Origin of the sequence: Saccharothrix sp. 6-C, assembly GCF_016695385.1 — a bacterium.
In the GTDB taxonomy this organism is placed as follows: domain Bacteria; phylum Actinomycetota; class Actinomycetes; order Mycobacteriales; family Pseudonocardiaceae; genus Actinosynnema; species Actinosynnema texasense.
This window is the reverse complement of sequence record NZ_CP064192.1, coordinates 7,930,213-7,955,273: the sequence shown is the minus strand read 5'-3', so window position 1 is coordinate 7,955,273 and position 25,061 is coordinate 7,930,213. Positions and strand designations below refer to the sequence as shown.

The 25,061-nt window shown below is 70.6% G+C and carries 20 protein-coding genes; 17 read left to right on the top strand and 3 right to left on the bottom strand.

Annotated features, from left to right (window positions below):
* Window positions 1–32: 32 nt before the first annotated feature.
* From IOD16_RS34355 to IOD16_RS34280, 16 genes are all read left to right on the top strand, one after another.
* Entirely contained in the window at window positions 33–1,310 is a 1,278-nt protein-coding gene (locus IOD16_RS34355; RefSeq protein ID WP_123745200.1) for a geranylgeranyl reductase family protein, read from the top strand.
* A gap of 346 nt (window positions 1,311–1,656) precedes the next feature.
* Window positions 1,657–2,022 (top strand): NADH-quinone oxidoreductase subunit A, encoded by a 366-nt coding sequence (locus IOD16_RS34350; protein ID WP_053715312.1) that lies wholly within the window; start codon window positions 1,657–1,659, stop codon window positions 2,020–2,022.
* Window positions 2,023–2,032: 10 nt separating this feature from the next.
* The gene (locus tag IOD16_RS34345) at window positions 2,033–2,581 is read left to right on the top strand and encodes a NuoB/complex I 20 kDa subunit family protein (protein WP_123745201.1); all 549 of its coding nucleotides are present in this window, start codon (window positions 2,033–2,035) and stop codon (window positions 2,579–2,581) included.
* 111 nt (window positions 2,582–2,692) lie between these two features.
* The gene (locus tag IOD16_RS34340) at window positions 2,693–3,391 is read left to right on the top strand and encodes an NADH-quinone oxidoreductase subunit C (protein ID WP_236595258.1); all 699 of its coding nucleotides are present in this window, start codon (window positions 2,693–2,695) and stop codon (window positions 3,389–3,391) included.
* On the top strand, window positions 3,388–4,791 hold the full coding sequence (locus tag IOD16_RS34335) for an NADH-quinone oxidoreductase subunit D (RefSeq protein WP_201437747.1): 1,404 nt from the start codon (window positions 3,388–3,390) through the stop codon (window positions 4,789–4,791). Before IOD16_RS34340 ends, IOD16_RS34335 begins: the two co-directional genes overlap by 4 nt.
* Window positions 4,788–5,573 (top strand): NADH-quinone oxidoreductase subunit NuoE, encoded by a 786-nt coding sequence (nuoE, locus tag IOD16_RS34330; protein ID WP_123745204.1) that lies wholly within the window; start codon window positions 4,788–4,790, stop codon window positions 5,571–5,573. The genes IOD16_RS34335 and nuoE overlap by 4 nt, the downstream gene beginning before the upstream one ends.
* Before the next feature lie 15 nt (window positions 5,574–5,588).
* Window positions 5,589–6,926, top strand: coding sequence for an NADH-quinone oxidoreductase subunit NuoF (gene nuoF / locus IOD16_RS34325; protein WP_123745205.1), 1,338 nt, complete (start codon window positions 5,589–5,591; stop codon window positions 6,924–6,926).
* Window positions 6,923–9,421 carry an NADH-quinone oxidoreductase subunit G gene (locus IOD16_RS34320; RefSeq protein ID WP_123745206.1) on the top strand — a complete coding sequence of 833 codons (2,499 nt, stop codon included), beginning with the start codon at window positions 6,923–6,925 and terminating at the stop codon, window positions 9,419–9,421. The genes nuoF and IOD16_RS34320 overlap by 4 nt, the downstream gene beginning before the upstream one ends.
* On the top strand, window positions 9,418–10,749 hold the full coding sequence (gene nuoH, locus IOD16_RS34315) for an NADH-quinone oxidoreductase subunit NuoH (RefSeq protein WP_201437746.1): 1,332 nt from the start codon (window positions 9,418–9,420) through the stop codon (window positions 10,747–10,749). The genes IOD16_RS34320 and nuoH overlap by 4 nt, the downstream gene beginning before the upstream one ends.
* Window positions 10,736–11,302 (top strand): NADH-quinone oxidoreductase subunit NuoI, encoded by a 567-nt coding sequence (gene nuoI, locus IOD16_RS34310; protein ID WP_123745208.1) that lies wholly within the window; start codon window positions 10,736–10,738, stop codon window positions 11,300–11,302. The genes nuoH and nuoI overlap by 14 nt, the downstream gene beginning before the upstream one ends.
* On the top strand, window positions 11,299–12,141 hold the full coding sequence (locus tag IOD16_RS34305) for an NADH-quinone oxidoreductase subunit J (protein ID WP_236594549.1): 843 nt from the start codon (window positions 11,299–11,301) through the stop codon (window positions 12,139–12,141). The genes nuoI and IOD16_RS34305 overlap by 4 nt, the downstream gene beginning before the upstream one ends.
* Window positions 12,138–12,437, top strand: coding sequence for an NADH-quinone oxidoreductase subunit NuoK (gene nuoK, locus IOD16_RS34300; RefSeq protein ID WP_053715303.1), 300 nt, complete (start codon window positions 12,138–12,140; stop codon window positions 12,435–12,437). The genes IOD16_RS34305 and nuoK overlap by 4 nt, the downstream gene beginning before the upstream one ends.
* Before the next feature lie 10 nt (window positions 12,438–12,447).
* Complete coding sequence (gene nuoL, locus IOD16_RS34295) at window positions 12,448–14,382, top strand: NADH-quinone oxidoreductase subunit L (protein ID WP_425471255.1); 1,935 nt, start codon at window positions 12,448–12,450, stop codon at window positions 14,380–14,382.
* Window positions 14,379–15,941, top strand: coding sequence for an NADH-quinone oxidoreductase subunit M (locus IOD16_RS34290; protein ID WP_123745209.1), 1,563 nt, complete (start codon window positions 14,379–14,381; stop codon window positions 15,939–15,941). Before nuoL ends, IOD16_RS34290 begins: the two co-directional genes overlap by 4 nt.
* Before the next feature lies 1 nt (window position 15,942).
* The gene (gene nuoN / locus IOD16_RS34285) at window positions 15,943–17,514 is read left to right on the top strand and encodes an NADH-quinone oxidoreductase subunit NuoN (protein ID WP_123745210.1); all 1,572 of its coding nucleotides are present in this window, start codon (window positions 15,943–15,945) and stop codon (window positions 17,512–17,514) included.
* A gap of 21 nt (window positions 17,515–17,535) precedes the next feature.
* Window positions 17,536–18,537, top strand: coding sequence for a polyprenyl synthetase family protein (locus IOD16_RS34280; protein WP_123745211.1), 1,002 nt, complete (start codon window positions 17,536–17,538; stop codon window positions 18,535–18,537).
* Window positions 18,538–18,684: 147 nt separating this feature from the next.
* Here IOD16_RS34280 and rarD read toward each other — a convergent pair whose 3' ends face one another.
* A complete protein-coding gene (rarD, locus tag IOD16_RS34275; RefSeq protein WP_236594548.1) occupies window positions 18,685–19,593 on the bottom strand; it encodes an EamA family transporter RarD in 909 nt (302 codons plus the stop codon).
* Between the two features lie 195 nt (window positions 19,594–19,788).
* Here rarD and IOD16_RS34270 point away from each other — a divergent pair, with 195 nt between their 5' ends.
* Window positions 19,789–21,831, top strand: coding sequence for a sunset domain-containing protein (locus IOD16_RS34270; RefSeq protein ID WP_201437745.1), 2,043 nt, complete (start codon window positions 19,789–19,791; stop codon window positions 21,829–21,831).
* Window positions 21,832–21,936: 105 nt separating this feature from the next.
* Here IOD16_RS34270 and IOD16_RS34265 read toward each other — a convergent pair whose 3' ends face one another.
* Window positions 21,937–22,992 carry a 2-oxoacid:ferredoxin oxidoreductase subunit beta gene (locus IOD16_RS34265; RefSeq protein ID WP_201437744.1) on the bottom strand — a complete coding sequence of 352 codons (1,056 nt, stop codon included), beginning with the start codon at window positions 22,990–22,992 and terminating at the stop codon, window positions 21,937–21,939.
* The gene (locus IOD16_RS34260) at window positions 22,989–24,905 is read right to left on the bottom strand and encodes a 2-oxoacid:acceptor oxidoreductase subunit alpha (protein ID WP_123745215.1); all 1,917 of its coding nucleotides are present in this window, start codon (window positions 24,903–24,905) and stop codon (window positions 22,989–22,991) included. The genes IOD16_RS34265 and IOD16_RS34260 overlap by 4 nt, the downstream gene beginning before the upstream one ends.
* Window positions 24,906–25,061 lie beyond the last annotated feature (156 nt).

Below are 25,061 nucleotides of genomic sequence, written 5' to 3'. Positions count from 1 at the left end.
GGACTTTGTGAACACGGGCACAAGGAGCGGGGATGACGACTCCCAGCCGCCGCAAGGCAGGCGAGGACGCCGAGGTGATCGTGGTCGGGGCGGGGCCCGCGGGCTCCACCGCGGCCACCTACCTGGCACGCGCGGGCCTGGACGTGGTGCTGCTGGAGAAGAGCACCTTCCCGCGAGAGAAGGTGTGCGGCGACGGCCTGACCCCGCGCGGGGTGAAGCAGCTGATCGACCTGGGCATCGACACCCGGGAGGAAGCCGGCTGGCTGCACAACCGCGGCCTGCGCGTGGTCGGCGGCGGCGTCACGCTGGAGCTCGACTGGCCCGAGCTGGCCACGTTCCCGCCCTACGGCCTGGTGCGCCCCCGGCAGGACTTCGACGAGATGCTGGCGAACACCGCCGTCGCGGCGGGCGCCCGGATGCACGAGCAGACCACGGTCACCGGCGCCGTCGTGGAGAACGGCCGGGTCGTCGGCGTCACGGCCAAGCAGGGTCCGGACAAGGCGCCGGTCACCTACCGGGCCCCGATCGTCCTGGCCTGCGACGGCGTGAGCGCCCGCCTGGCCCTGAGCGTCGGCATCCAGAAGGACGACGCCAAGCCGATGGGCGTCGCGGTCCGCCGCTACTACGCCAGCCCCCGCACCAAGGACGACTACCTGGAGTCGCACCTGGAGCTGTGGGACCGCGCGAACGACGTCCTGCTGCCCGGTTACGGCTGGATCTTCGGCATGGGCGACGGCACGGTGAACGTCGGCCTCGGCATCCTCAGCACCTCGAAGGCCTACGGCACCACGGACTACCGCGCGCTGCTCAAGAGCTGGCTCGACGGCACCCCGGAGGAGTGGGGTTTCCGCGAGGAGAACGCCACGGGCAAGATCGGCGGCGCGGCCCTGCCGATGGGCTTGAACCGCAAGCCCCACTACCGCGACGGCCTGCTGCTCGTCGGCGACGCGGGCGGCATGGTCAACCCGTTCAACGGCGAGGGCATCGGCTACGCGATGGAGTCGGCGCGGATCGCCGCCGAGACCGTGGTGCAGGCGCTGGCCCGCCAGGGCGCGAGCCGTGAACGCGCGCTGCACGGCTACCCGGTGCGCATCGAACAGGCCCTGGGCAGCTACTACCGGCTCGGCAACGTCTTCAGCAAGCTCATCGGCAACCCCACCGTCATGCGCACCGCGACCAAGTACGGGCTGCCGCGCAAGACCCTGATGAAGCTGGTCCTGAAGCTGCTCGCGGGTCTTTACGACCCCAAGGACGGCGACTCGTTCGACCGCGTCATCACCGCGGCCACGAAACTCGCCCCAACGGCCTAACGGGCCTTCCGCTCATCGACGCAGCGCCGACTTCAGGGTCGGCGCTGTTTCGTTTCCGGTGTGCTCCCGTTCACGGACGAGCCGGCCAACTGTTGATCTGCACCGTGAAAGTGCAGGTCAGCGCATAGGTCGGGGGTGCCCGTCACGCCTCTGTGTGACGTTCTACACTGACCCTCAGGTCTTGTGAATCAGTTCACAACCGGCTGAGATGGCTTGTGAAGTGTTTCACAAGCGACCTGCGGATTGTTAGGCGCGCCTAACCTCCGGAGGCCGCAAGAACACCCTTTAGGGTGCGCAACGGTCGGCGGTGCACCACCACCGCGACGCGAGGAAAGGACGACGGAGAGTGCTGGACCCTTACCTCCCCCTCGTATTGATGTTCGTCCTCGCCGGGGCCTTCGCGCTGTTCTCGGTGACGGCCGCGCCGTACATCGGTCCCCGCCGCTACAACCGCGCGAAGCTCGACGCCTACGAGTGCGGCATCGAGCCGTCGCCGCAACCGGTGGTGGGCGGTGGCCGCATGCCGGTCGCCTACTACCTGACGGCGATGCTGTTCATCCTGTTCGACATCGAAATGGTGTTCCTCTACCCCTTCGCGGTCTCCGCGGACCGGCTCGGCCTGTTCGGCCTGGTGGAGATCGCCCTGTTCGTCGCGACGGTCGGCTTCGCGTACGCCTACGTGTGGCGTCGCGGCGGCCTGGACTGGAACTGAGGGGGAACCAGTGGGTCTCGAAGAGAAGCTCCCGAACGGCATCCTGCTCGCCAGCGTGGAGAAGCTGGTCAACTGGACCCGCAAGTCCTCGCTGTGGCCCGCCACCTTCGGCCTGGCGTGCTGCGCGATCGAGATGATGACCACCGGCGGTCCGCGCTACGACCTCGCGCGGTTCGGCATGGAGGTCTTCCGCGCCTCGCCGCGCCAGGCCGACCTGATGATCGTCGCGGGCCGGGTGACCAACAAGATGGCGCCGGTGCTGCGGCAGATCTACGACCAGATGCCCGAGCCGCGCTGGGTGCTCGCCATGGGCGTCTGCGCCTCCAGCGGCGGCATGTTCAACAACTACGCGGTCGTGCAGGGCGTGGACCACGTCGTGCCGGTCGACATGTACCTGCCGGGCTGCCCGCCGCGGCCGGAGATGCTGATCGACGCGATCCTCAAGATCCACGCGAAGATCATGGACGAACCGCTCGGGGCGAACCGCGCCGCGCTGCTGGCCGAGTCGGGCCACCAGACGGCGATCATCCCGTCCTCCGAGCGCTTTGCGAAGAAGTGAGCGGCAATGCCAAATGACACCGGTGCTGACGACAACAACGCCAAGGACGAGGTCGCCGAGACCCCCGGCGCCGGCACCCCGGGCAACGACGAGGCGCTGAGCTCGGCGAGCATGGACCAAGAGCAGCACGAGGAGCACCTCGCGCGCGGCGGCATGGTCGCGGGCAAGGCGCGCCAGGGCATGTTCGGCATCTCCGGCACCGGCGACACGTCCGGCTTCGGCGGCCTGCGGCTGCCCGCCCACGTCGCCGCGCCGTCCGAGCGGCCCTACGGCGGCTGGTTCGACGAGGTCGCCGACGAGCTGCTGGCCGCGATGCGGGAGCAGGGCCTGCCGGCCGACACGGTCCAGCAGATCACCGTCGACCGCGGCGAGATCACCTTCTTCCTGCGCCGCGAGCGGCTGGTGGACGTGGCGCGCATCCTGCGCGACGACCCGGCGCTGCGGTTCGAGCTGTGCAGCTCGGTGTCCGGCGTCGACTACGGCGTCGACGCGCCGCAGCGGCTGCACTCGGTCTACCACCTGACGTCGATGACCTACCGCCGGCGCATCCGGCTGGAGGTCGCGGTCGACGTGGACGACGCGCACATCCCCAGCGTGGTCTCGGTCTACCCGACCGCGGACTGGCAGGAGCGCGAGGCCTGGGACATGTTCGGCATCGTCTACGACGGCCACCCGGGCCTGACCCGGATCCTCATGCCGGACGACTGGGACGGCCACCCGCAGCGCAAGGACTACCCGCTCGGCGGCATCCCGGTGGAGTACAAGGGCGCGGAGATCCCCCCGCCAGACCAGAGGCGGTCCTACTCATGACCGAGCGACTTTCCGACGTGACCACCGGCACCGACACCAGTGCCGCGGGCCGCGACAGCGAAGCCCCCGACACCGGCCGCACCACGCCGGACGCCGACGCGTACGCGGGCTCGCGCCAGACGACCGAGGGCACCGTCTACACGGTGACCGGCGGCGACTGGGACGAGGTGCTGGCCGAGGCCGCGGGTGACGAGCGCATCGTCATGAACCTGGGCCCGCAGCACCCCTCCACGCACGGCGTGCTGCGCCTGGTGCTGGAGCTGGAGGGCGAGACCGTCACCCAGGCCCGCAGCGTCATCGGCTACCTGCACACCGGCATCGAGAAGAACGTCGAGTACCGCAACTGGACCCAGGGCGTCACGTTCGTGACGCGCATGGACTACCTGGCCCCGCTGCACAACGAGGCCGCGTACTGCATGGCGGTCGAGAAGCTGCTCGGCATCACCGTCCCGCAGCGGGCGCAGACGATCCGCGTGCTGCTCATGGAGCTCAACCGGATCAGCTCGCACCTGGTGGCGCTGGCCACCGGCGGCATGGAGCTGGGCGCGCTGACCGGCATGACCGCGGGCTTCCGCGAGCGCGAAGAGGTCCTGCACCTGCTGGAGTTCCTCACGGGTCTGCGGATGAACCACGCGTTCATCCGGCCCGGCGGCCTGGCGCAGGACCTGCCCGAGGGCGCCGAGCAGAAGATCAAGGACTTCATCAAGGTGATGGACTCCCGGCTGCCGGACTACGACAAGCTGCTGTCGGGCCAGCCGATCTGGCGCAACCGCCTCGCGGGCGTCGGCTACCTGCCGGTGGACGCGTGCCTCGCGCTGGGCATCACCGGCCCGATCCTGCGCTCCGCGGGCCTGCCGTGGGACCTGCGCAAGGTCGACCCCTACTGCGGCTACGAGAACTACGAGTTCGACGTGCCCACGTCGAACGCCGCCGACTCCTACGCCCGCTACCTGCTGCGGCTGGAGGAGATGCACCAGTCGCTGCGGATCGTCCGGCAGGCCGTGGACAACCTGACGCCCGGCCCGGTCATGGTGGCCGACGCCAAGGTGGCGTGGCCCGCGCAGCTGACCATCGGCGCGGACGGCATGGGCAACTCGCTGGAGCACGTCCGCAAGATCATGGGCCAGTCCATGGAGTCCTTGATCCACCACTTCAAGCTGGTGACCGAGGGCTTCGCGGTGCCGGCGGGCCAGGTGTACGTGCCGATCGAGTCGCCGCGCGGCGAGCTGGGCTACCACGTGGTCTCCGACGGCGGCACCCGGCCGATGCGCGTGCACGTGCGCGAACCCAGCTTCGTGAACCTCCAGTCGATGCCCGCGATGTGCGAGGGCGGCATGGTCGCCGACGTCATCGCGTCGGTGGCCTCTATCGACCCGGTGATGGGTGGTTGTGACCGATGAGCACTTCCGAAGAGGTCTACGCGGCCTCGCCGCTGGACCCCGGCCAGACGCAGCGGCTGGTGACCGAGAACGCGGTCGACACCAGCGTGTTCGACCAGTCCACCGTCGACCGGGCGCAGGCGATCATCGCGCGCTACCCGCAGCCGCGCTCGGCGCTGCTGCCGATGCTGCACCTGGTGCAGTCGGTCGAGGGCTACGTCAGCCAGGCGGGCATCACCTTCTGCGCCGGTCAGCTCGACCTGACCAACGCCGAGGTCAGCGCGGTCGCGACGTTCTACACCATGTACAAGCGCCGCCCGTGCGGCGAGCACCTGGTGAGCGTCTGCACGAACACGCTGTGCGCCGCGCTCGGCGGTGACGCCATCTACGCCAAGCTCAAGGACCACCTGGACGTCGGCCACGAGGGGACCGCGGGCGAGCCGGGCACGCCGGGCTCGATCACGCTGGAGCACGCCGAGTGCCTGGCGGCCTGCGACCTCGGCCCGGTGCTCCAGGTCAACTACGAGTACTTCGACAACCAGACGCCGGACGGCGCGCTGGAGCTGGTGAAGTCCTTGCAGTCGGGTGAGAAGCCGCACCCGACGCGCGGCGCGCCGCTGACCGACTTCCGCCAGGCCGAGCTGCAGCTGGCCGGGTTCTTCGAGGGCCGGGACGCGGACCTGGACGGCCCGTCGGCCGCGCCGGAGACGGTTCGCGGGGCCAAGATCGCCGCGGAGCGCGGCTGGACCGCGCCGGCCATGCCGGACAACGCGGAGTTCCCGCCGCTGCCGGAGAAGAAGTAGGGAAGGCGAGCGGACATGGTCGGTGTATCCAATGGTGCCTCCGCGGGGAAGAGCACGTCGGCACCCCTGACTCCCGTCCTGACGAAGCGCTGGCTGTCGCCGCGCTCGTGGACGCTGAAGACCTACGAGCAGTTGGAGGGGTACACGGCGCTGCGCAAGGCGCTCAAGGCCCACCCCGACCAGCTGATCCAGCAGTGCAAGGACTCCGGGCTGCGCGGTCGCGGCGGCGCGGGCTTCCCCACCGGCCTGAAGTGGGGCTTCATCCCGCAGGGCGACGGCAAGCCGCACTACCTCGTCATCAACGCCGACGAGGGCGAGCCGGGCACCTGCAAGGACATCCCGCTGATGATGGCGGACCCGCACTCGCTGATCGAGGGCATCATCATCACCTCGTACGCGATCCGGGCGAACTTCGCCGCGATCTACGTGCGCGGCGAGGTGCTGCACGTGATCCGCCGGCTGCACGCGGCCGTGCGCGAGGCGTACGAGGCGGGCTACCTGGGCAAGGACATCCTCGGCTCGGGCTTCGACCTCGACGTGGTCGTGCACGCGGGCGCGGGCGCCTACATCTGCGGCGAGGAGACGGCGCTGCTGGACTCGCTGGAGGGCAAGCGCGGCCAGCCCCGGCTCAAGCCGCCGTTCCCGGCGACCGCCGGCCTGTACGCCTCGCCGACCGTGGTGAACAACGTCGAGACGATCGCCAGCGTGCCCTACATCGTCAACGGCGGCGCGGACTGGTTCCGCACCATGGGCCGCGAGCGCTCGCCGGGCCCGAAGATCTTCTCGCTGTCCGGCCACGTGGAGCGCCCCGGCCAGTACGAGGCCCCGATGGGCGTCACGCTGCGGGAGCTGCTCGACCTGGCGGGCGGCATGAAGGACGGCATCCCGCTGAAGTTCTGGACGCCGGGCGGCTCGTCCACCCCGCTGTTCACCGCCGACCACCTGGACGTGCCGCTCGACTTCGAGGGCGCGGCCGAGGCCGGTTCGATGCTGGGCACCACCGCGTTGCAGATCTTCAACGAGACGGTGTCCGTGCCGTGGGCGGTCATGAAGTGGACCGAGTTCTACAAGCACGAGTCGTGCGGCAAGTGCACGCCCTGCCGCGAGGGCACCTACTGGTTGGTCCAGATCCTGCAGCGCATGGTGGCGGGCAACGGCACGGCCAGTGACATCGACACGCTGCTGGACGTCTGCGACAACATCCTGGGCCGCTCGTTCTGCGCCCTCGGCGACGGTGCGGTCAGCCCGATCACCAGCGGCATCAAGTACTTCAAGCACGAGTTCCTGGCTCTGTGCGACCAGAACTCGGCCAAGAACAAGGACGCAGCAGCCCTGGCGGGAGCAAGCGCATGACGGTCGAAGCCACTGCCCCTGAACAGAAGGCCGAGCTGGTGGTCCCCGAGGGCCACGTGAAGCTCGTCATCGACGGCGTGGAGGTCGTCGCGCCCAAGGGCGAGCTGCTGATCCGCACCGCGGAGCGGCTCGGCACCGTCATCCCGCGCTTCTGCGACCACCCGCTGCTGGAGCCCGCGGGCGCCTGCCGGCAGTGCCTGGTCGAGGTGGAGATGGGCGGCCGGCCGATGCCGAAGCCGCAGGCCTCCTGCACGATGACGGTCGCCGACGGCATGGTCGTCAAGACGCAGCTGACCTCGCCGGTGGCCGACAAGGCGCAGCAGGGCGTGATGGAGCTGCTGCTCATCAACCACCCGCTGGACTGCCCGATCTGCGACAAGGGCGGCGAGTGCCCGCTGCAGAACCAGGCGCTGGCGCACGGCCGCTCGGACTCGCGGTTCCACGAGCACAAGCGGACGTTCCCGAAGCCGATCCCGATCTCGACGCAGGTCCTGCTGGACCGCGAGCGGTGCGTGCTGTGCCAGCGCTGCACGCGGTTCTCCGCGCAGATCGCCGGCGACCCGTTCATCGAGCTGCTGGAGCGCGGCTCGCAGCAGCAGATCGGTGTCGCGCAGGAGAAGCCGTTCCAGTCCTACTTCTCCGGCAACACGATCCAGATCTGCCCGGTGGGCGCGCTGACCAGCGCCGCGTACCGGTTCCGCGCCCGGCCGTTCGACCTGATGTCCACGCCGGGCGTGTGCGAGCACTGCTCGTCGGGCTGCTCGACGCGCACCGACTGGCGGCGCGGCAAGGTGCAGCGCCGGCTGGCGGGCGACGCGCCCGAGGTCAACGAGGAGTGGACCTGCGACAAGGGCCGCTTCGCGTTCAACTACGCCACCGCGGGCGACCGCGTCCGCCGCCCGCTGGTGCGCGACAAGGCCAGCGGCGAGCTGCGCGAGTCGTCCTGGACCGAGGCGCTGCAGTACGCCGCCGAGGGCCTGGCGAAGGCGCGTGCCGGCAAGGGCGTCGGCGTGCTGGCCGGCGGTCGCCTCACCGTCGAGGACGCCTACGCGTACTCGAAGTTCGCCCGGATCGCGTTGCGCACCAACGACGTCGACTTCCGCGCCCGCGCCCACTCGGCGGAGGAGCTGGAGTTCCTGACCGGCGCGGTCCTCGGCACGAACCCCGACAACGGCGGCGTCACCTACGCGGGCATCGAGTCCGCGCCGGCCGCGCTGCTGGTCGCGTTCGAGCCGGAGGAGGAGTCGCCGATCGTGTTCCTGCGGCTGCGCAAGGCGGCCCGCACGAACCGGACGAAGGTCTACCACCTGGGCCAGTACACGACGCCCGCGGTGGAGAAGACGAACGGCGTGCTGCTCGCGTGCGTGCCCGGCAGCGAGCCGTCGGCGATCAACGCGCTGCCCGAGCACGCCGCCGACGTGGTCGAGGAGCTGGCGAAGCCGGGTTCGGTGATCCTGGTCGGCGAGCGCGCCGCCGAGGTGCCGGGCCTGTTCTCCGCGGTGGCCGCGCTGGCGGAGCGGACCGGCGCGAAGCTCGCCTGGATCCCGCGCCGCGCCGGTGAGCGCGGCGCGCTGGAGGCAGGTCTGCTGCCGACGTTGCTGCCGGGCGGTCGCCTGGTCGGCGACGAGGCGGCCCGCGCCGAGGTCGAGCAGGCGTGGGGCCTGGAGCCGGGCGCGCTGCCCGCGAAGGCCGGCCGCGACACCGACGGCATCCTGACCGCCGCCGCGAGCGGTGGGCTGGACGCGCTGGTCGTCGGCGGTGTCGACCCGTTCGACCTGCCGGACCCGGCGTTGGCCGAGCGCGCGCTGGACTTCGCCGGTTTCGTGGTCAGCCTGGAGCTGCGGCACAGCGCGGTCACCGCGCACGCCGACGTGGTCCTCCCGGTCGCGCCCGCGGTGGAGAAGGCGGGCAGCTACCTGAACTGGGAAGGCCGCCCGCGCCCCTTCAGCACCACGATCGAGGGCACGGGCGCGCTGTCGGACGGCCGGGTGCTCGACACGCTCGCCGTGGAGATGGACGCGGACCTGTTCACGCAGACCCCGGCCGCCGCCGCGGCGGACCTGGCGAGGCTGGGCTCCGCCCCGGTGACGGCGTCCGCGCCGACCGTGCCCGCGCCGCTCCTCACGCAGCCCAAGGCCGGCGAGGCCGTGCTCGCGACCTGGCGCAGGCTCCTGGACAACGGGTCGTTGCAGGACGACGAGCCGAACCTGGCGGGCACCGCGCGCCCGGTGGTGGCCAAGCTGTCGGTCGCCACCGCCGCGCACCTGGGTGTCGAACTCGGTGGTGAGATCACCGTCTCCACCGATCGGGGCGAGGTGGTGCTGCCGGTCGAGGCGGCCGACCTGCCCGACGGCGTCGTGTGGCTGCCCGGCAACTCGGGTGCGGTCACCGTGCGGCGCAACCTCGCCGCCGGCCACGGCTCAGTGGTGGCCGTCTCCCGGTTCGTCACGGGCTCCGCCGAGAAGATCGCGTCGCCCGCTGGAGGCAAGGCATGAGCACCGCGGAACTCCTCGCCGATGATCCGTTCTGGCTGATCGTCGTCAAGGTCGTCGGCATCTTCGCGTTCCTCGTGGTCATGACGCTGTTCATGATCAACTGGGAGCGCAAGGTCGTGGCCCGGATGCAGCAGCGCCCCGGGCCCAACCGGGTCGGCCCGAACGGCTGGCTCCAGTCGCTCGCCGACGGCCTGAAGCTCGCGTTCAAGGAGGACATCCGCCCGGTCCTGGCCGACAAGTGGGTGTTCTTCCTCGCGCCGGTGATCTCCTGCATCCCCGCGTTCGTCGCCTTCTCGGTGATCCCGCTGGGCGGCGAGGTCTCCATCTTCGGCGAGCGCACCGCGTTGCAGCTGGTCGACCTGCCGGTCGGCGTGCTGGTCGTGCTGGCCTGCTCCTCGCTCGGTGTCTACGGCATCGTGCTGTCGGGCTGGGCGTCCGGCTCGCCGTACCCGCTGCTGGGCGCGCTGCGCTCGGCCGCGCAGGTGATCTCCTACGAGATCGCGATGGGCCTGTCGATCATCGCGGTCGTCATGCACTCGCACTCGCTGTCCACCGCCGACATCGTCGACGCGCAGAGCGGCGGCTGGTACTTCTACCTGCTGCCGGTCAGCTTCCTGATCTACGTCACGTCGATGGTCGGCGAGACCAACCGCGCGCCGTTCGACCTCCCCGAGGCCGAGTCGGAGCTGGTCGGCGGCTTCCACACCGAGTACAGCTCGCTGAAGTTCGCGCTGTTCTTCCTCGCCGAGTACGTCAACATGGTGACCGTCTCCGCGCTGGCCACCACGCTGTTCCTGGGCGGCTGGCGGTTCCCGTTCGTCGGGGACGACCACCTGCTCAACAGCGGCTGGTTCGGCCTGCTGTGGTTCGTGGTCAAGACGCTCGGCTTCCTGTTCCTGTTCATCTGGCTGCGCGGCACGCTGCCCCGCCTGCGCTACGACCAGTTCATGCGGCTGGGCTGGAAGTTCCTGGTCCCGATCGCCCTGGTCTGGTTCGTCGCGGTGGCGGTCGCCCGCTACCTGCGCCAGGAGTGGGAGGCCAACAGCGGCCTGGACACCAGCACGGCGCTGATCGTGATCGGCGGCTTCCTCGCCGCGGTGCTGCTGATCGCGTTCCTGCTGCCCGACAAGCGGGAACCGCACGACCCCGACGCCGTGCCGGTCACCGGTGGCGGCTACCCGGTGCCGCCGCTGGACCTGAAGGTCCCGCAGTCGCCACCCCGCAGGCAGGTGCGGGTGGCCGAGCTGCCCGGCGCCGAGAACCAGACGCAGGAACCGGCCGCGGTACCCGCAGCTTCACACAAGGAGGCCAGCGATGGGCGTGTTTGATCCCGTCAAGGGCTTCGGCGTCACCTTCGGCACGATGTTCAAGAAGGTCGTCACCGAGGAGTACCCCGAGGTCAAGAAGGTCACCGCGCCGCGGTTCCACGGCCGCCACCAGCTCAACCGGCACCCGGACGGGCTGGAGAAGTGCGTCGGCTGCGAGCTGTGCGCGTGGGCGTGCCCGGCGGACGCGATCTTCGTCGAGGGCGGCGACAACACCGAGGACGAGCGCTACTCGCCCGGTGAGCGCTACGGCAAGGACTACCAGATCAACTACCTGCGGTGCATCGGCTGCGGCCTGTGCATCGAGGCCTGCCCGACCCGCTCGCTCACCATGACCAACTCCTACGAGCTGGCCGACGACGACCGCCAGAAGCTGATCTTCACCAAGGAGGACCTGCTCGCGCCCCTGCTGTCCGGCATGGAGCAGCCGCCGCACCCCATGCGGCTGGGCGAGAACGAGCAGGACTACTACGTGGACGGCCCGAGGTTGGCCCGCGAGGCGGGCGTGCCCGCCGGCGCGACCGTGGAGACCGGGCCCGAGGAGGCGGGGAAGTGAGCCTCTCGTTCCTGCTCCAGCAGCCCGACGAGGTGCAGCGGGTGGTCGACACCGTCACCACCGGCGAGGCGGTCGCGTTCTGGATCCTCGGCCCGCTGGCCCTCGCCGGCGCGCTGGGCATGCTCTTCGCGCGCAACGCGGTGCACTCGGCGCTGTGGCTGGTGCTCACCATGCTCAGCCTCGGCGTGCTCTACATGGTCCAGCAGGCGCCGTTCCTCGGCTTCGTGCAGATCATCGTCTACACCGGCGCGATCATGATGCTGTTCCTGTTCGTGCTGATGCTGGTCGGCCGGGACAGCTCCGACTCGGTCGTCGAGGTGCTGCGCGGGCAGCGGCTCGCGGCGGCGGTCATCGGCGTCGGCTTCGCCGGCCTCGTGGTCGCCTCGGTCGCCCGCGCGCTGACCGACGTCGAACCGGTCGGCCTGGCCGCGCAGAACACGCAGAACGGCGGCAACGTCGCCAACATCGGCGAGGCGCTGTTCACCGACTACCTGTTCCCGTTCGAGCTGACGTCGGCGCTGCTGATCACCGCGGCGGTCGGGGCCATGGTGCTCGCGTTCACCTCGCGCACCGGCAAGGACGCGAAGAAGACCCAGAAGCAGCTGGTCGAGGAGCGCTTCCGCGGCGACCGCCCCGGCTCGCTGCCCGGCCCCGGCGTGTTCGCCACCGCCAACTCGGTGGCCACGCCCGCCCTGCTGCCGGACGGCTCGGTCGCCGCCGAGTCCCTGTCCGAGCTGATCGAGACGACCGCCAAGGAAACTCTCGAGGACGACGTCGCGGAGGTGTCCGGCAGCGGGCACCAGGCCGACGCGCACGCGCTCAAGGGAGAGTCGTCGTGACCCCTACGTACTACCTGCTGCTGTCCGCGCTGCTGTTCAGCCTCGGCGCGGTCGGCGTTCTGGTGCGGCGCAACGCCATCGTGGTGTTCATGTGCGTCGAGCTCATGCTCAACGCGGTGAACCTCAGCCTGGTCACGTTCGCCCGGATCAACGGCGGGCTCGACGGCCAGGTGATGGCGTTCTTCGTGATGGTCGTCGCGGCGGCCGAGGTCGTGGTCGGTCTGACGATCATCATGGCGATCTTCAAGACCCGTCGCTCGGCCTCGGTCGACGACTCCAACCTGCTGAAGTACTGAGAGGTCGACGGTGACGGAAACTGTTGCCGCCAGCGGGATCGGCAGTCTCGCCTGGTTGTTGCTAGCCCTGCCGGCCTTCGGCGCGCTCGTGCTGCTGTTGGGTGGCAAGCGCACCGACAAGTGGGGCCACCTGCTGGGCTGCGCCACCGTGATCGCCGCGTTCGCGTACGGGGTCGCGCTGTTCTTCGACACGCTCGGCCTGGACCCGGAGCAGCGCAGCACCGAGGTGCACCTGTTCGACTGGATCCCGGTCGGCGCGCTGGACGTGGAGTTCGGGCTGCGCCTCGACCCGCTGTCGCTGACGTTCGTGCTGCTGATCACCGGTGTCGGGTCGCTGATCCACATCTACTCGATCGGCTACATGGCGCACGAGGCCGGGCGGCGGAAGTTCTTCGGCTACCTGAACCTCTTCGTCGCCGCGATGCTGCTGCTGGTGCTCGGCAACGGCTTCGTGACGCTGTACTTCGGCTGGGAGGGCGTCGGCCTCGCGTCGTACCTGCTCATCGGCTGGTACCAGCACAAGCCGGAGGCCGCGTCGGCCGCGAAGAAGGCGTTCCTGATGAACCGGGTCGGCGACCTGGGCCTGGCGATCGCCATCTTCATCATGTTCAAGACGCTGGGCACGACCCAGTACACCGAGGTGTTCGCCCGGGTCGGGGAGTTCTCCTCGGCCGAGGTGCTGGCGATCACCTTGCTGCTGCTGCTCGGCGCGTGCGGCAAGTCGGGCCAGTTCCCGCTGCAGGCGTGGTTGCCGGACGCGATGGCGGGCCCCACGCCGGTCTCCGCCCTCATCCACGCGGCCACGATGGTCACCGCGGGCGTGTACCTGATCGCCCGCTCGAACCCGATCTACAACCTCTCGGCCGACGGCCGCCTGGTCGTGATGATCATCGGTGGCGTGACGCTGCTGATCGGGTGCGTCATCGGCTGCGCGTACGACGACTTCAAGAAGGTGCTGGCCTACTCGACGGTCAGCCAGATCGGCTACATGATCCTGGCCGTCGGCCTCGGCCCCATCGGCTACGCGCTGGGCATCATGCACCTGCTCACGCACGGCTTCTTCAAGGCCGGGCTCTTCCTCGGCGCCGGTTCGGTCATGCACGGCATGAACGACGAGGGCAACATCCGCCGCATGGGCGGGCTGATGAAGAAGATGCCGATCACCTTCGTCACCTGGACGCTCGGCTACCTGGCGCTCATCGGCTTCCCGTTCCTGTCCGGCTACTTCTCCAAGGACGCCATCATCGCGGCGGCGTTCAGCATGGAGGGATGGCGCGGCTGGGTCTTCGGCGGCGTGGCCGCCCTCGGTGCGGCCCTGACCGCGTTCTACATGACCCGCCTGTTCGTCCTGGTGTTCCTGGGCAAGCCCCGCTACACCGAGCTGAAGTCGGCCGACGGCCGCGACTACCACCCGCACGAGTCGCCGGTGAGCATGACGCTGCCGATGATCGTGCTGGCGGTCGGCTCGGTCGGCGCGGGCTGGTTCTTCTCCTCCGGCCACAACCTGGCCGGTTGGCTCACCCCGTCGCTGGGCGAGCTGCAGGAGCAGCACGGCGTGCTCGACCACGGTGTGGTCAACATCCTGGTGCTGGCCCTGTCGGCGCTCGGCGCCGCGCTCGGCTTCCTGCTCTTCCTGCGCCGTGAGCAGCCGGTGGAACGGCCGGCACGGGTGTCGTTCCCGGTCCGCGCCGCGCGCGCCGACCTGTACGGCAACGCGCTCAACGAAGCGCTGTTCGCGCGGCCGGGCACCTGGCTCACCCGCGCGCTGGTGTTCGTGGACAACAAGGGCGTCGACGGCCTGGTGAACGGGTCGGCGGCGCTGCTCGGCGGTAGCTCGGGCCGGCTGCGCAGGCTGCAGACCGGGTTCGTGCGCTCGTACGCGCTCTCCATGCTCCTGGGTGCGGTCTTCGTCCTGGGCGCGCTGCTGATGGTGAGGTTCTCGTGAGCTGGACGCTGATCGCGCTGCTCCTGCTGCCGCTCGTCGGCAGCCTGGTGGTGGCGTTCCTGCGGGGCAACGACCGGTTGGCCAAGACGGTCGCGCTGGCGTTCTCGCTGGCGGAGCTGGTGCTGGCGGTGCTGGCGTGGACGGCGTTCGACCCGGGCGGCGACCGGCTGCAGCTGACCAGCTCGGCCGAGTGGATCCCGGCCTTCGGCGTGCACCTGTCGTTCGGCGTGGACGGCATCGCGCTGGTGATGATCGCGCTGATCGCCTTCCTGGTGCCGGTCGTCATCGGCGGCTCGTGGGCGGACAAGCTGCCCGAGGGCCGCAGCGCCGGCGGGTTCTTCGCGCTGCTGCTGGCCATGCAGACCGGCATGGTCGGCGTCTTCGCGGCCACCGACGTGTTCGTGTTCTACGTCTTCTTCGAGGCCGTGCTCGTCCCGATGTACTTCCTGATCGGCCGCTTCGGCGGGCCGAACCGGCAGTACGCGGCGATGAAGTTCTTCCTGTACTCGCTGCTCGGCGGCCTGATCATGCTGGCCTCGGTGATCGGCCTGTACGTGGTCAGCGCGGACAAGATCGGCCAGGGCACGCTCGACTGGGCCACGCTGGTCACGATCACCCGCGACCTGCCGCTGTCCACCCAGATCTGGCTGTTCCTCGGCTTCTTCGTCGCGTTCGCGATCAAGGCGCCGCTGGTGCCGCTGCACACCTGGCTGCCCGACGCCGGCGCCGAGGCGCCCGTCGGCGCGGGCGTGCTGCTGGTCGGCATCCTGGACAAGATCGGCACGTTCGGGTTCCTGCGCTACTGCCTGCCGCTGTTCCCGGCGGCCAGCAAGGAGCTCGCACCGCTGGTGCTGGTCCTGGCCGTGGTCGGCATCCTGTACGGCTCGCTGCTCGCGGTCGGCCAGTCCGACCTGAAGCGGTTCGTCGCCTACACCTCGATCGCGCACTTCGGCTTCATCGCGCTGGGCATCTTCGCGTTCAGCTCGCAGGCCGGCACCGGCGCGGTGCTCTACATGGTCAACCACGGCATCTCGACCGGCATGTTGTTCCTGGTCGTCGGCATGGTGATGGCCCGCGGCGGGTCGCGCCTGATCGAGGACTACGGCGGCATGGCCAAGCTGACCCCCGTGCTCGGCGGGCTGTTCTTCGTGGCCGGCCTCTCGTCGCTGGCGCTGCCGGGCACCAACTCGTTCGTGAGCGAGTTCCTGGTGCTCATCGGCTCCTACCCGAACGAGCCGGTCTACACGATCCTGGCCGCCGTCGGCATGGTCCTGGCCGCGCTGTACGTCCTGTGGCTGTACCAGCGGGTGTTCCAGGGTCCGGTGCGCGGCACCGCGATGCTGAACCTCGTCGGCGGCCCGGGTGCGGCCGTCGACCCGGAGAAGGCCGCCGTGCCCGACTTGAACAAGCGCGAACTGGCCGTGCTCGCGCCGCTGGTGGCACTGATCCTGGTGCTCGGCTTCTACCCGAAGCCGGTGTTGGACGTGATCACCCCGTCCGTCGGGGCGACGCTCAGCGAGGTCGGGGTGGCCGACCCGGTCGCGCAGGAAGGCAAGTGACGTGACGACGTTCCTCTCGCAAGTGGAGCGGCTGCAAGCCCCGGAGATCGACTACGGGGCCGTCGCACCGTTGCTGATCGTCCTCGGCGCGGCCTGCCTCAGCGTGCTCTTCGAGGCGTTCCTGCCCAAGGCGCAGCGGTGGGCGGCGCAGGTCGTGCTGACCCTGCTCACCCTCGCCGCCGCGGGCGCCGGGCTGGTGTTGCACGCGTCCGCCGAGAGCACCCTCGAACAGGGCAAGCTGACCCTCTCGGGCACGATCGCGGTCGACCGCCCGGTGATCTTCCTGTGGGGCACGCTGCTGCTGCTCGGCCTCGGCGCCGTGCTGCTCATCGCGGACCGGTCGGTCGAGCCGGGCGGCGCGTTCGTCGCGGACGCCTCGATCCTGCCCGGCTCGCCGGTGGGGGTGCGAGAGCAGCTGCGCCGCCGGGAGATGCAGACCGAGGTGTTCCCGCTGACGCTGTTCGCGCTCGGCGGGATGATGACCTTCGTCGCGGCGAACGACCTGCTCACCATGTTCATCGCGCTGGAAGTGCTCTCGCTGCCGCTGTACCTGATGTGCGGCCTGGCCCGCCGTCGCCGCCTGCTGTCGCAGGAGGCCGCGGTAAAGTACTTCCTGCTCGGCGCGTTCGCGTCGGCGTTCTTCCTCTACGGCGTGGCCCTGCTGTACGGCTTCGCGGGCTCCGTGAAGCTGTCCGACATCGCCACCGCGACCACGGCCAACGACCGGTCCGACACGCTGCTCTACGCGGGCTTCGGCCTGCTCATCGTCGGCCTGCTGTTCAAGGCCTCGGTCGGCCCGTTCCACGCCTGGACCCCGGACGTCTACCAGGGCGCGCCGACCCCGGTCACGGCGTTCATGGCCGCGTGCACGAAGGTCGCCGCGTTCGGCGGCATCCTGCGCGTGCTCTACGGCGCGTTCGAGCGGTCGAGCTGGGAGTGGAACGGCGTGCTGTGGGGCGTGGCCATCGCGTCCATGCTGATCGGCGCGGTCCTCGGCCTCACCCAGACCGACGTGAAGCGGATGATCGCGTACTCGTCGGTGGCGCACGCGGGCTTCCTGCTCATCGGCGTGATCTCGCTGAACGACCAGGGCCTGTCCGGCACGATGTTCTACCTGATGGCGTACGGCTTCACCACGATCGCCGCGTTCGGCATCGTCAGCCTCGTGCGCAACGGCGACGGCGAGGCCACCCACCTGTCCCAGTGGGCGGGTCTGGCCAAGCGGTCGCCGGTCGTGGCGGGCGTGTTCACGTTCCTGCTGCTCGCGTTGGCCGGCCTGCCGCTGACCAGCGGTTTCGTCGGCAAGTTCGTGGTGTTCGCGGCGGCCGTGGAGGCCGAGATGGTGCCGCTGGTCGTGATCGCCCTGGTGGCCTCGGCCGTGGCGGCGTTCTTCTACCTGCGGGTGATCGTGCTGATGTACTTCAGCGAGCCCGCGGCGGACGGCCCGACGGTGAGCGTGCCCGGCGCGTTCACGACCGTGGCCATCACCCTGGGTGCGGCGATCACGCTCGTGCTCGGCGTGTACCCGTCGTTCGCCCTCGATTGGGCGGGTGCCGGCGCGTTCATCTTCTAGTGGTACGTAGGCTCTGTAGCCGTGACCAGTAGCGAGCGGGCGGGGACGGGGTTCCGGTTTTCGGACCCCGTGCTCGCGGAGGTGGTTCAGGACGGGCTGGCCGAGGTGGAGGAGCTGCTGCACAAGGTCGTGCAGAGCGAGTTCCACCCGGTGATGGAGACGTCCCTGCACCTGGTGTCCGCGGGCGGCAAGCGCATCCGCCCGCTGTTCACCATCCTGTCCGCCCAGTTCGGCGGCACGTGGGACCGGGAGAGCGTGATCAAGGCGGCGGCGGTCGTCGAGCTGACCCACCTGGCCACGCTGTACCACGACGACGTGATGGACGAGGCCACCATGCGCCGCGGCGCGGCGTCGGCCAACGCGAAGTGGGACAACAGCATCGCGATCCTCACCGGCGACTACCTGTTCGCGCACGCGTCGGCGCTGGTCGCGGACCTGGGCACGGGTGCGGCGCGGATCATCGCGGAGACGTTCTCCGAGCTGGTGACCGGCCAGATGCGCGAGACGATGGGCCCGCGGCCCGGCGAGGACCCCGTCTCGCACTACCTGACCACGATCTCGGAGAAGACGGGTTCGCTGATCGCCACCGCGGCCCGGTTCGGGGCGATGTTCTCCGACGTCACGCCGGAGCAGGTCGAGGCGCTGCGCGCGTACGGCGACGTGATTGGGGCGGCGTTCCAGATCTCCGACGACGTCATCGACATCGCCTCGCCGTCGGAGGAGTCGGGCAAGACACCCGGCACGGACCTGCGCGAGGGCGTGCGCACGCTGCCCATGCTCTACGCGCTGGAGGACGAGCCGGACTCGCGGCTGGCCAAGCTGCTGGCCGCCCCGATCACCGACGACGCCGAGGTGGACGAGGCCCTGGCCCTGCTGCGCGACTCCTCCGGCCTCCAGCGGGCCCGCGCCACCCTGGACGACTACGCCTCCCGCGCCCGCGCCACCCTGGACGTCCTGCCCGCCGGCACGGCCCGCGACGCCTTGGCCTCCGTGAGCGACTACGTCGTCACCCGCTCCCACTAACCCGAGAGTCCAACCTCCAAGCCTCGAGAGTCCAACGTTCACGCACCCTGAATTCAACGCTCACGCGCGAACGGCCGATGCGCGAGCGTTGAATTCAGGTGCTCTGAACGTACGACTCACGCGGTGTGAACGTAGGACTCTCGCGGGTCAGAGGTGGTGGCGGCGGGTGCGGATGGTGTCGGCGGTGAAGACGAGCAGGGCGGCCCAGACCAGGGCGAAGCCGAACCAGCGCGACGCGGGCATCGGCTCGTGCATCACGAACACGCCCCACGCGAACTGGAGCACGGGCGCCAGGTACTGGAGCATGCCCATGGTCACCAGCGGCACGAGCCGGGCGCCCGCGCCGAACAGGATCAGCGGGACCGCGGTGACCAGCCCGGCCGACGCCAGCCACAGCGCGTGACCCCAGCCGCCCGAGTGGAACGTCCCCGCCGGGCCGAGCCAGACCAGGTAGCCGACCGCGATCGGGGCCAGCACGATGCTCTCCGCGGTCAGGCTGGCCGTCGCGTCCAGCGGCACGGTCTTCTTCAGCAGCCCGTACACGCCGAACGAGCAGGCCAGCACCAGCGAGATCCACGGCAGCCTGCCGTAGTCCACCGCCAGCACGACGACCGCGGCCACCGCGATGGCCAGGGCGGCGTACTGCGGCAGGCGCAGCCGTTCCCGCAGCACGACCACCCCGAGCAGCACGCTCACCAGCGGGTTGATGAAGTAGCCGAGCGCGGCTTCGACGACGTGCGAGGTGTTGACCGCGTGGATGTAGACGCCCCAGTTGACCGCGATGAGCACGGACGCGGCGGCGACCATCGCCCAGCCGCGCGCCGACAGCCCCCGGATGCCCGCCCAACGGCCGAGCACCGCGGTCACGATCACCATCACGACCAGCGACCAGGCGATCCGGTGTGCCAGGATCTCCACCGAACCGGCCGGCTGCAGCAGCGGCCAGTACGCGGGCACGATGCCCCAGAGGAGGTAGGCGCCGACGCCGAACGCCATGCCGCGGTTCGTGCGGTCGACTTCCGTCGGGGCGGCGGAGGCAGAGGTCAACGGCGGCACACGGGCTACTGTACGCGGCCGTTTTGGCTGGTCAGTTGCTCCGGGTGGCCTACTATCGAACCCTGGTCACAGGTCCGGCCGGCCCCACGCGCCGGACCCGGCGGTCAGGGTAGTTTTGCACCGCTTCCCCTACCGGGTGAAGGCTCGGAAGCGGAGCGTGTCGGGGTGTGACAAGCAGCAGTGGGAGGGTCTCCCGTGAGTTCGCTCTTCGGGCAGGTGTGGCTGTGGAGCCTGCTGTCCTTCGTAGCCGGCGTCGCCCTCACCTGGCTGGTCCTGGTGCGTCCGGCCAAGCGGGAGCTGGAAGACCTGGAGGAACGCCTCCTCACGTCGCCGCGCCCCGCCACCGGTTCGACCTCGGGCGCCGCGGTCGCGCCGAGGGCCGACGCGGGTGACGAGTTCGACAACTGGCACGTCGAGGCGTCCCGGTCGCTGGCCGACGACGTGCTGACACCGGACCCGCCCCCCTACGAGCCCGCCGCCGCCGAGCGCGCCCGGTTCGACGCGCCGGCCGAGCCGGTCCGGTACGACGTGACGAACATGAAGCTGGACCAGCGCGACTCGCTGCTGGAGGAGCTGGACGACGAGCACCGGCCGTTGTCCGACTTCGAGGAGCAGCACGACTTCCCCGAGCACGAGGCCGAGCCGCCGCGCAGCCTGTTCGAGCGGTTGGCGCCGGGCGAGGACACCCGGGAGACGCTGGAGCCCAAGCCCCGCCCCCGGCCGTACCGGTCCGACGACGAGCCCGAGCTGCCCGCCGAGACGACGCACCTGATGCCGGCGGTGCCCGCCGCGCCGGTCGCCGAGGTCGCGCCGCGCCAGGACGAGCCGACCGCGCCGCCGGAGGTGGAGGTCTTCCAGCCGCGCGAGGTGTGGCGCGAGGAGCCCGTCCAGGAGGTCTACGACGAGGACGTGGACACCGCCGGCCGCGAGGAGGAGGACGAGCCGGAACGCGCGCCGCGCTCCACCGAGCAGACGGCGCTCATCCCGGCCACCGCGTTGGCGCAGGCCATCGCCGAGGTGGACGGCGAGCAGCGGCGCGCCGAGGAGCCCGAGCCGCAGGTGTGGCCCGAGCACGACCTGACCGGCCACTTCGCGCCGGTGGACGTCGAGTCGGCGCGTGGTGAGCTGTCCGAGCCGGTCACGCGCCCGACCCCCAGTGACGAGGCGTTCCTGGACCACCTGTCGCGCAACGACCCGCGCAGGACCGACACGGCCCGGAACGAGACGCGGCACGACGAGGCGCGGCACGACGACGCGCGGCCGACCGGGGAGAGCGAGGCCCTGACCGAGGTGCGCCCGGTCGACCCGCAGCTGCTCGAACCGCGCCAGGTCGAGCCCCGCCAGGCCGAGCCTCACCAGGTCGAGTCCCACCAGGTCGAGCCCGCCACGCGTCCGGCCGACGAGGTCCACGAAGAAGAAGGCCCGCACACCGACGTCATCCGCGCGGTCGTCGATCCCGCGCCGGTGGAGCCGAAGCCCGAGGTCGCCGAGCCGCAGCCGGAGCCGGAGCCCGTCGTCGCGCAAGCGGCCACGCCCGAGCCCGACGCGGAGCCCGAGGCGGCGGAGCCGCCGGCGTTCGAGCCGACGTTCGTCCCGCAGCCGGCCGAGCAGCCCCTGCCCGCCCGGTCGGCCGACAAGGCCGCGGCGCCCAAGGTCGAGCCGAAGAAGGACGAGCCCGCCCGGCCGCGCAGCCTGTTCGAGCCGCTGGAGGACGACGGGGAGCCGGAGCCGGAGCGGCCCCGCCCGGCGGCGGCCTCGTCCGGCAACGACCAGCCGTTCGTGCCGACGCTGTCGCCCGAGCTGCTGGCGGGCAACCCGCTGCCGATGAACCCGACCGGGACCGGCCTGCCGCAGCGGCCCACCCGCCCCGCCGGCGCGCCGCGCACCCCCTCGCCCGCGCCGCTCGCGCCGAAGCCGATCACGCCGCCGCCACCGCGCCCGGTGCGCCCGCGGCCCGTCGGGTTCAGCCCGAGCACCGGAGGCAGGCAGCCCGCACCGGCCAGCAGCCGCTTCCAGGGCCAGCAGGAGGGCTTCAACCCGCGCTCGCCGTTCGGCCCCGGTTCGGTGCTGCCGAAGTCCGACGGCCTGGCCCCCGCGCCGGAGTTCCAGGTCAAGGCGACCCTGACGGGCCGCCGGTACTTCACCGACGAGTCGGCGAACTTCCGCGAGACGCGCGCCGACGTCTGGTTCCGCACCACGTCGGACGCGGAGAAGGCGGGTTTCCGCCAGGCTCCGTAACCAGGCTCTTCCCTGGGGAGGGAAGCGCGAAGACCCCTGTTCCGGGAGGCGGAACAGGGGTCTTCGTCGTAGTCGTGCCGGTGGGTCGCCGGCCGTGGCGCCGGACTAGCCGGCCACGGTCCAGGTGTCCTTGCCGTGCAGCAGCGCCCGCAGGTCGGCGGGCTTCGCGGCCTTGGCCTGCTCCACCTGCGCCCGCGCCGCGTCGTCGTACGTGGTGCGCGCGGTGTTGCGGAACACGCCGGTGACGGTGTGCCGCAGGTCCTGCGTCGAGAGCCGCGACAGCGCGAACGCCAGGTTCAGGTCCGACGCGTCGTGCACCACGACGTCCTGCGGGGACACGTCCGCCGACTTGGCCACGGCCAGGCCGAAGCCGTCCCGGACCACGGCGTACTCGCCGTTGCCGAACGTGATCGGCTGACCGTCGACCACGTTGATGATCCGGCGCGCGGCCTCGTCGGCGTCCTTGAGCACGTCGAACGCGCCGTCGTTGAAGATCGGGCAGTTCTGGTAGATCTCGACCAGCGCCGACCCGCGGTGCTCGGCGGCCTGCCGCAGCACCTCGGTCAGGCCCGCCCGGTCCGAGTCGACCGCGCGGCCGACGAACGTGGCCTCCGCGCCCAGCGCCAGCGACACCGGGTTGAACGGGTGGTCCAGCGAGCCGAGCGGCGTGGACTTGGTGACCTTGCCCTCTTCGGACGTCGGCGAGTACTGGCCCTTGGTCAGGCCGTAGATCCGGTTGTTGAACAGCAGGATCTTGAGGTTCACGTTGCGGCGCAGCGTGTGGATGAGGTGGTTGCCGCCGATGGACAGCGCGTCGCCGTCACCGGTGACGACCCACACCGACAGGTCCGGCCGGGCCACGGCCAGGCCGGTCGCGATGGCCGGCGCGCGCCCGTGGATCGAGTGCATGCCGTAGGTGTTCATGTAGTACGGGAACCGCGACGAGCAGCCGATCCCCGAGACGAACACGATGTTCTCGCGCTTGAGGCCCAGCGTGGGCAGGAACGACTGCACGGCGTTGAGCACCACGTAGTCGCCGCAGCCGGGGCACCAGCGGACCTCCTGGTCCGACTTGTAGTCCTTGGCCTTCTGCGGCTCGTCCGCCGTGGGCACGCCGACGAGACCACCAACGGTCGGCAGGCCCAGTTCCGTCGCCGTCATTCGGACACTCCCTTGATCACGTCGGCGAGCACGTCCTGAAGCTCCTCGGCCTTGAACGGCAGGCCTTGCACCTTCGTGTAGCTGATCGCGTCGACCAGGTACTTGGCCCGCAGCAGCAGCGCGAGCTGGCCGAGGTTCATCTCCGGCACGACGACCCGGTCGTACCGGGCGAGCACGTCGCCCAGGTTCTTGGGGAACGGGTTGAGGTGCCGCAGGTGGGCGTGCGCGACCGGCAGGCCGAGCTTGCGCACCCGCCGCGCGGCCGCGCCGATCGGGCCGTAGGACGAGCCCCAGCCGACGACCAGCACGCGCGCCTCGCCGGACGGGTCGTCCACCTCGACGTCGGGCACCTCGATGCCGTCGATCTTGCGCTGCCGCAGCCGCACCATGTAGTCGTGGTTGGCCGGGTCGTAGGAGATGTTGCCGGTGCCGTCGGCCTTCTCCAGCCCGCCGATGCGGTGCTGCAGGCCGGCCGTGCCGGGCACCGCCCACGGCCGCGCCAGCGTCTCCGGGTCGCGCAGGTACGGCCAGAACGTGCCGTCCTCCGCGTTCGGCTCGGTGGCGAACTCCACGCGCAGGTCGGGCAGGTCGGCGAGGTCCGGGATGAGCCACGGCTCGGAGCCGTTGGCGATGGCGCCGTCGGACAGCAGCAGCACCGGCGTGCGGTAGACCAGCGCGATGCGGGCGGCCTCCAGCGCGGCGTCGAAGCAGTCCGAGGGCGACTGCGGCGCGACGATCGCGACCGGCGACTCGCCGTTGCGGCCGAACATCGCCTGGAGCAGGTCGGCCTGCTCGGTCTTGGTCGGCAGGCCGGTGGACGGGCCGCCGCGCTGCACGTCGATCACGATCAGCGGCAGCTCGGTCATCACGGCCAGGCCGATGGTCTCCGACTTCAGCGCCACACCGGGGCCCGACGTCGACGTCACGCCCAGCGCGCCGCCGTAGGACGCGCCCAGCGCCGCGCCGATGCCCGCGATCTCGTCCTCGGCCTGCAGCGTCGTGATGCCGAAGTTCTTGTGCTTGGACAGCTCGTGCAGGATGTCCGACGCCGGCGTGATCGGGTACGTGCCCAGCACCACGGGCAGCCCGGACTGCTGACCTGCGGCGACGAGGCCGTAGGCGAGCGCGGTGTTGCCGGTGATCTGGCGGTACGTGCCCTGGTCGAGCTTGGCGGGCGCGACCTCGTAGGTGACCGCGAAGGACTCGGTGGTCTCGCCGTAGTTCCACCCCGCGCGGAACGCGAGGACGTTGGCCTCGGCGATGTCGGGCTTCTTGGCGAACTTCTCGCGCAGGAACCGCTCCGTGCCCTCGGTCGGGCGGTGGTACATCCAGGACAGCAGGCCGAGGGCGAACATGTTCTTCGCCCGTTCCGCGTCCTTCTTGCCGAGGCCGGTGTTCTCCAGGGCGCCGATGGTCAGCGTGGCCATCGCGACCTTGTGCACCTGGTAGGTGTCGGTGAGGGAGTCGTCCTCGAGGGGGTCGGCCGCGTAGCCCACCTTGACCAGGTTGCGCTTGGTGAACTCGTCGGTGTTGACGATGAGGATCCCGCCCTTGGGCAGGTCGTCGATGTTCGCCTTGAGCGCCGCCGGGTTCATCGCCACCAGCACGTCGGGGCGGTCGCCGGGGGTGAGGATGTCGTAGTCGGCGAAGTGCAGCTGGAAGCTGGAGACGCCCGGGAGCGTGCCCTGGGGCGCCCGGATCTCGGCCGGGAAGTTCGGCTGGGTGGCGAGGTCGTTGCCGAACGCGGCGGCTTCCGAGGTGAAGCGGTCACCCGTGAGCTGCATGCCGTCGCCGGAGTCGCCGGCGAACCGGATCACCACGCGGTCGAGCTTGCGGACCGCGCCCGCCCTCTCGGGCGTGGTCCTGTCCGGCGAGCCACCTGGCGCGGCGCCGTTACCAACGTCGGTAGTCATGTCCTACGCCGATCCCTTTCCTCACAACGCCTGAGGGCTGCTGCCCCCGTGCCCCTCCGCGAGGGTAGTCGTGCCCGCGCGGGAGCCGGTTTCCCCAGTACCACTCTGCGGGACGGTTCGTCCCACCTGGTGCCGAGGGCGGCAACTGGGCAGCAA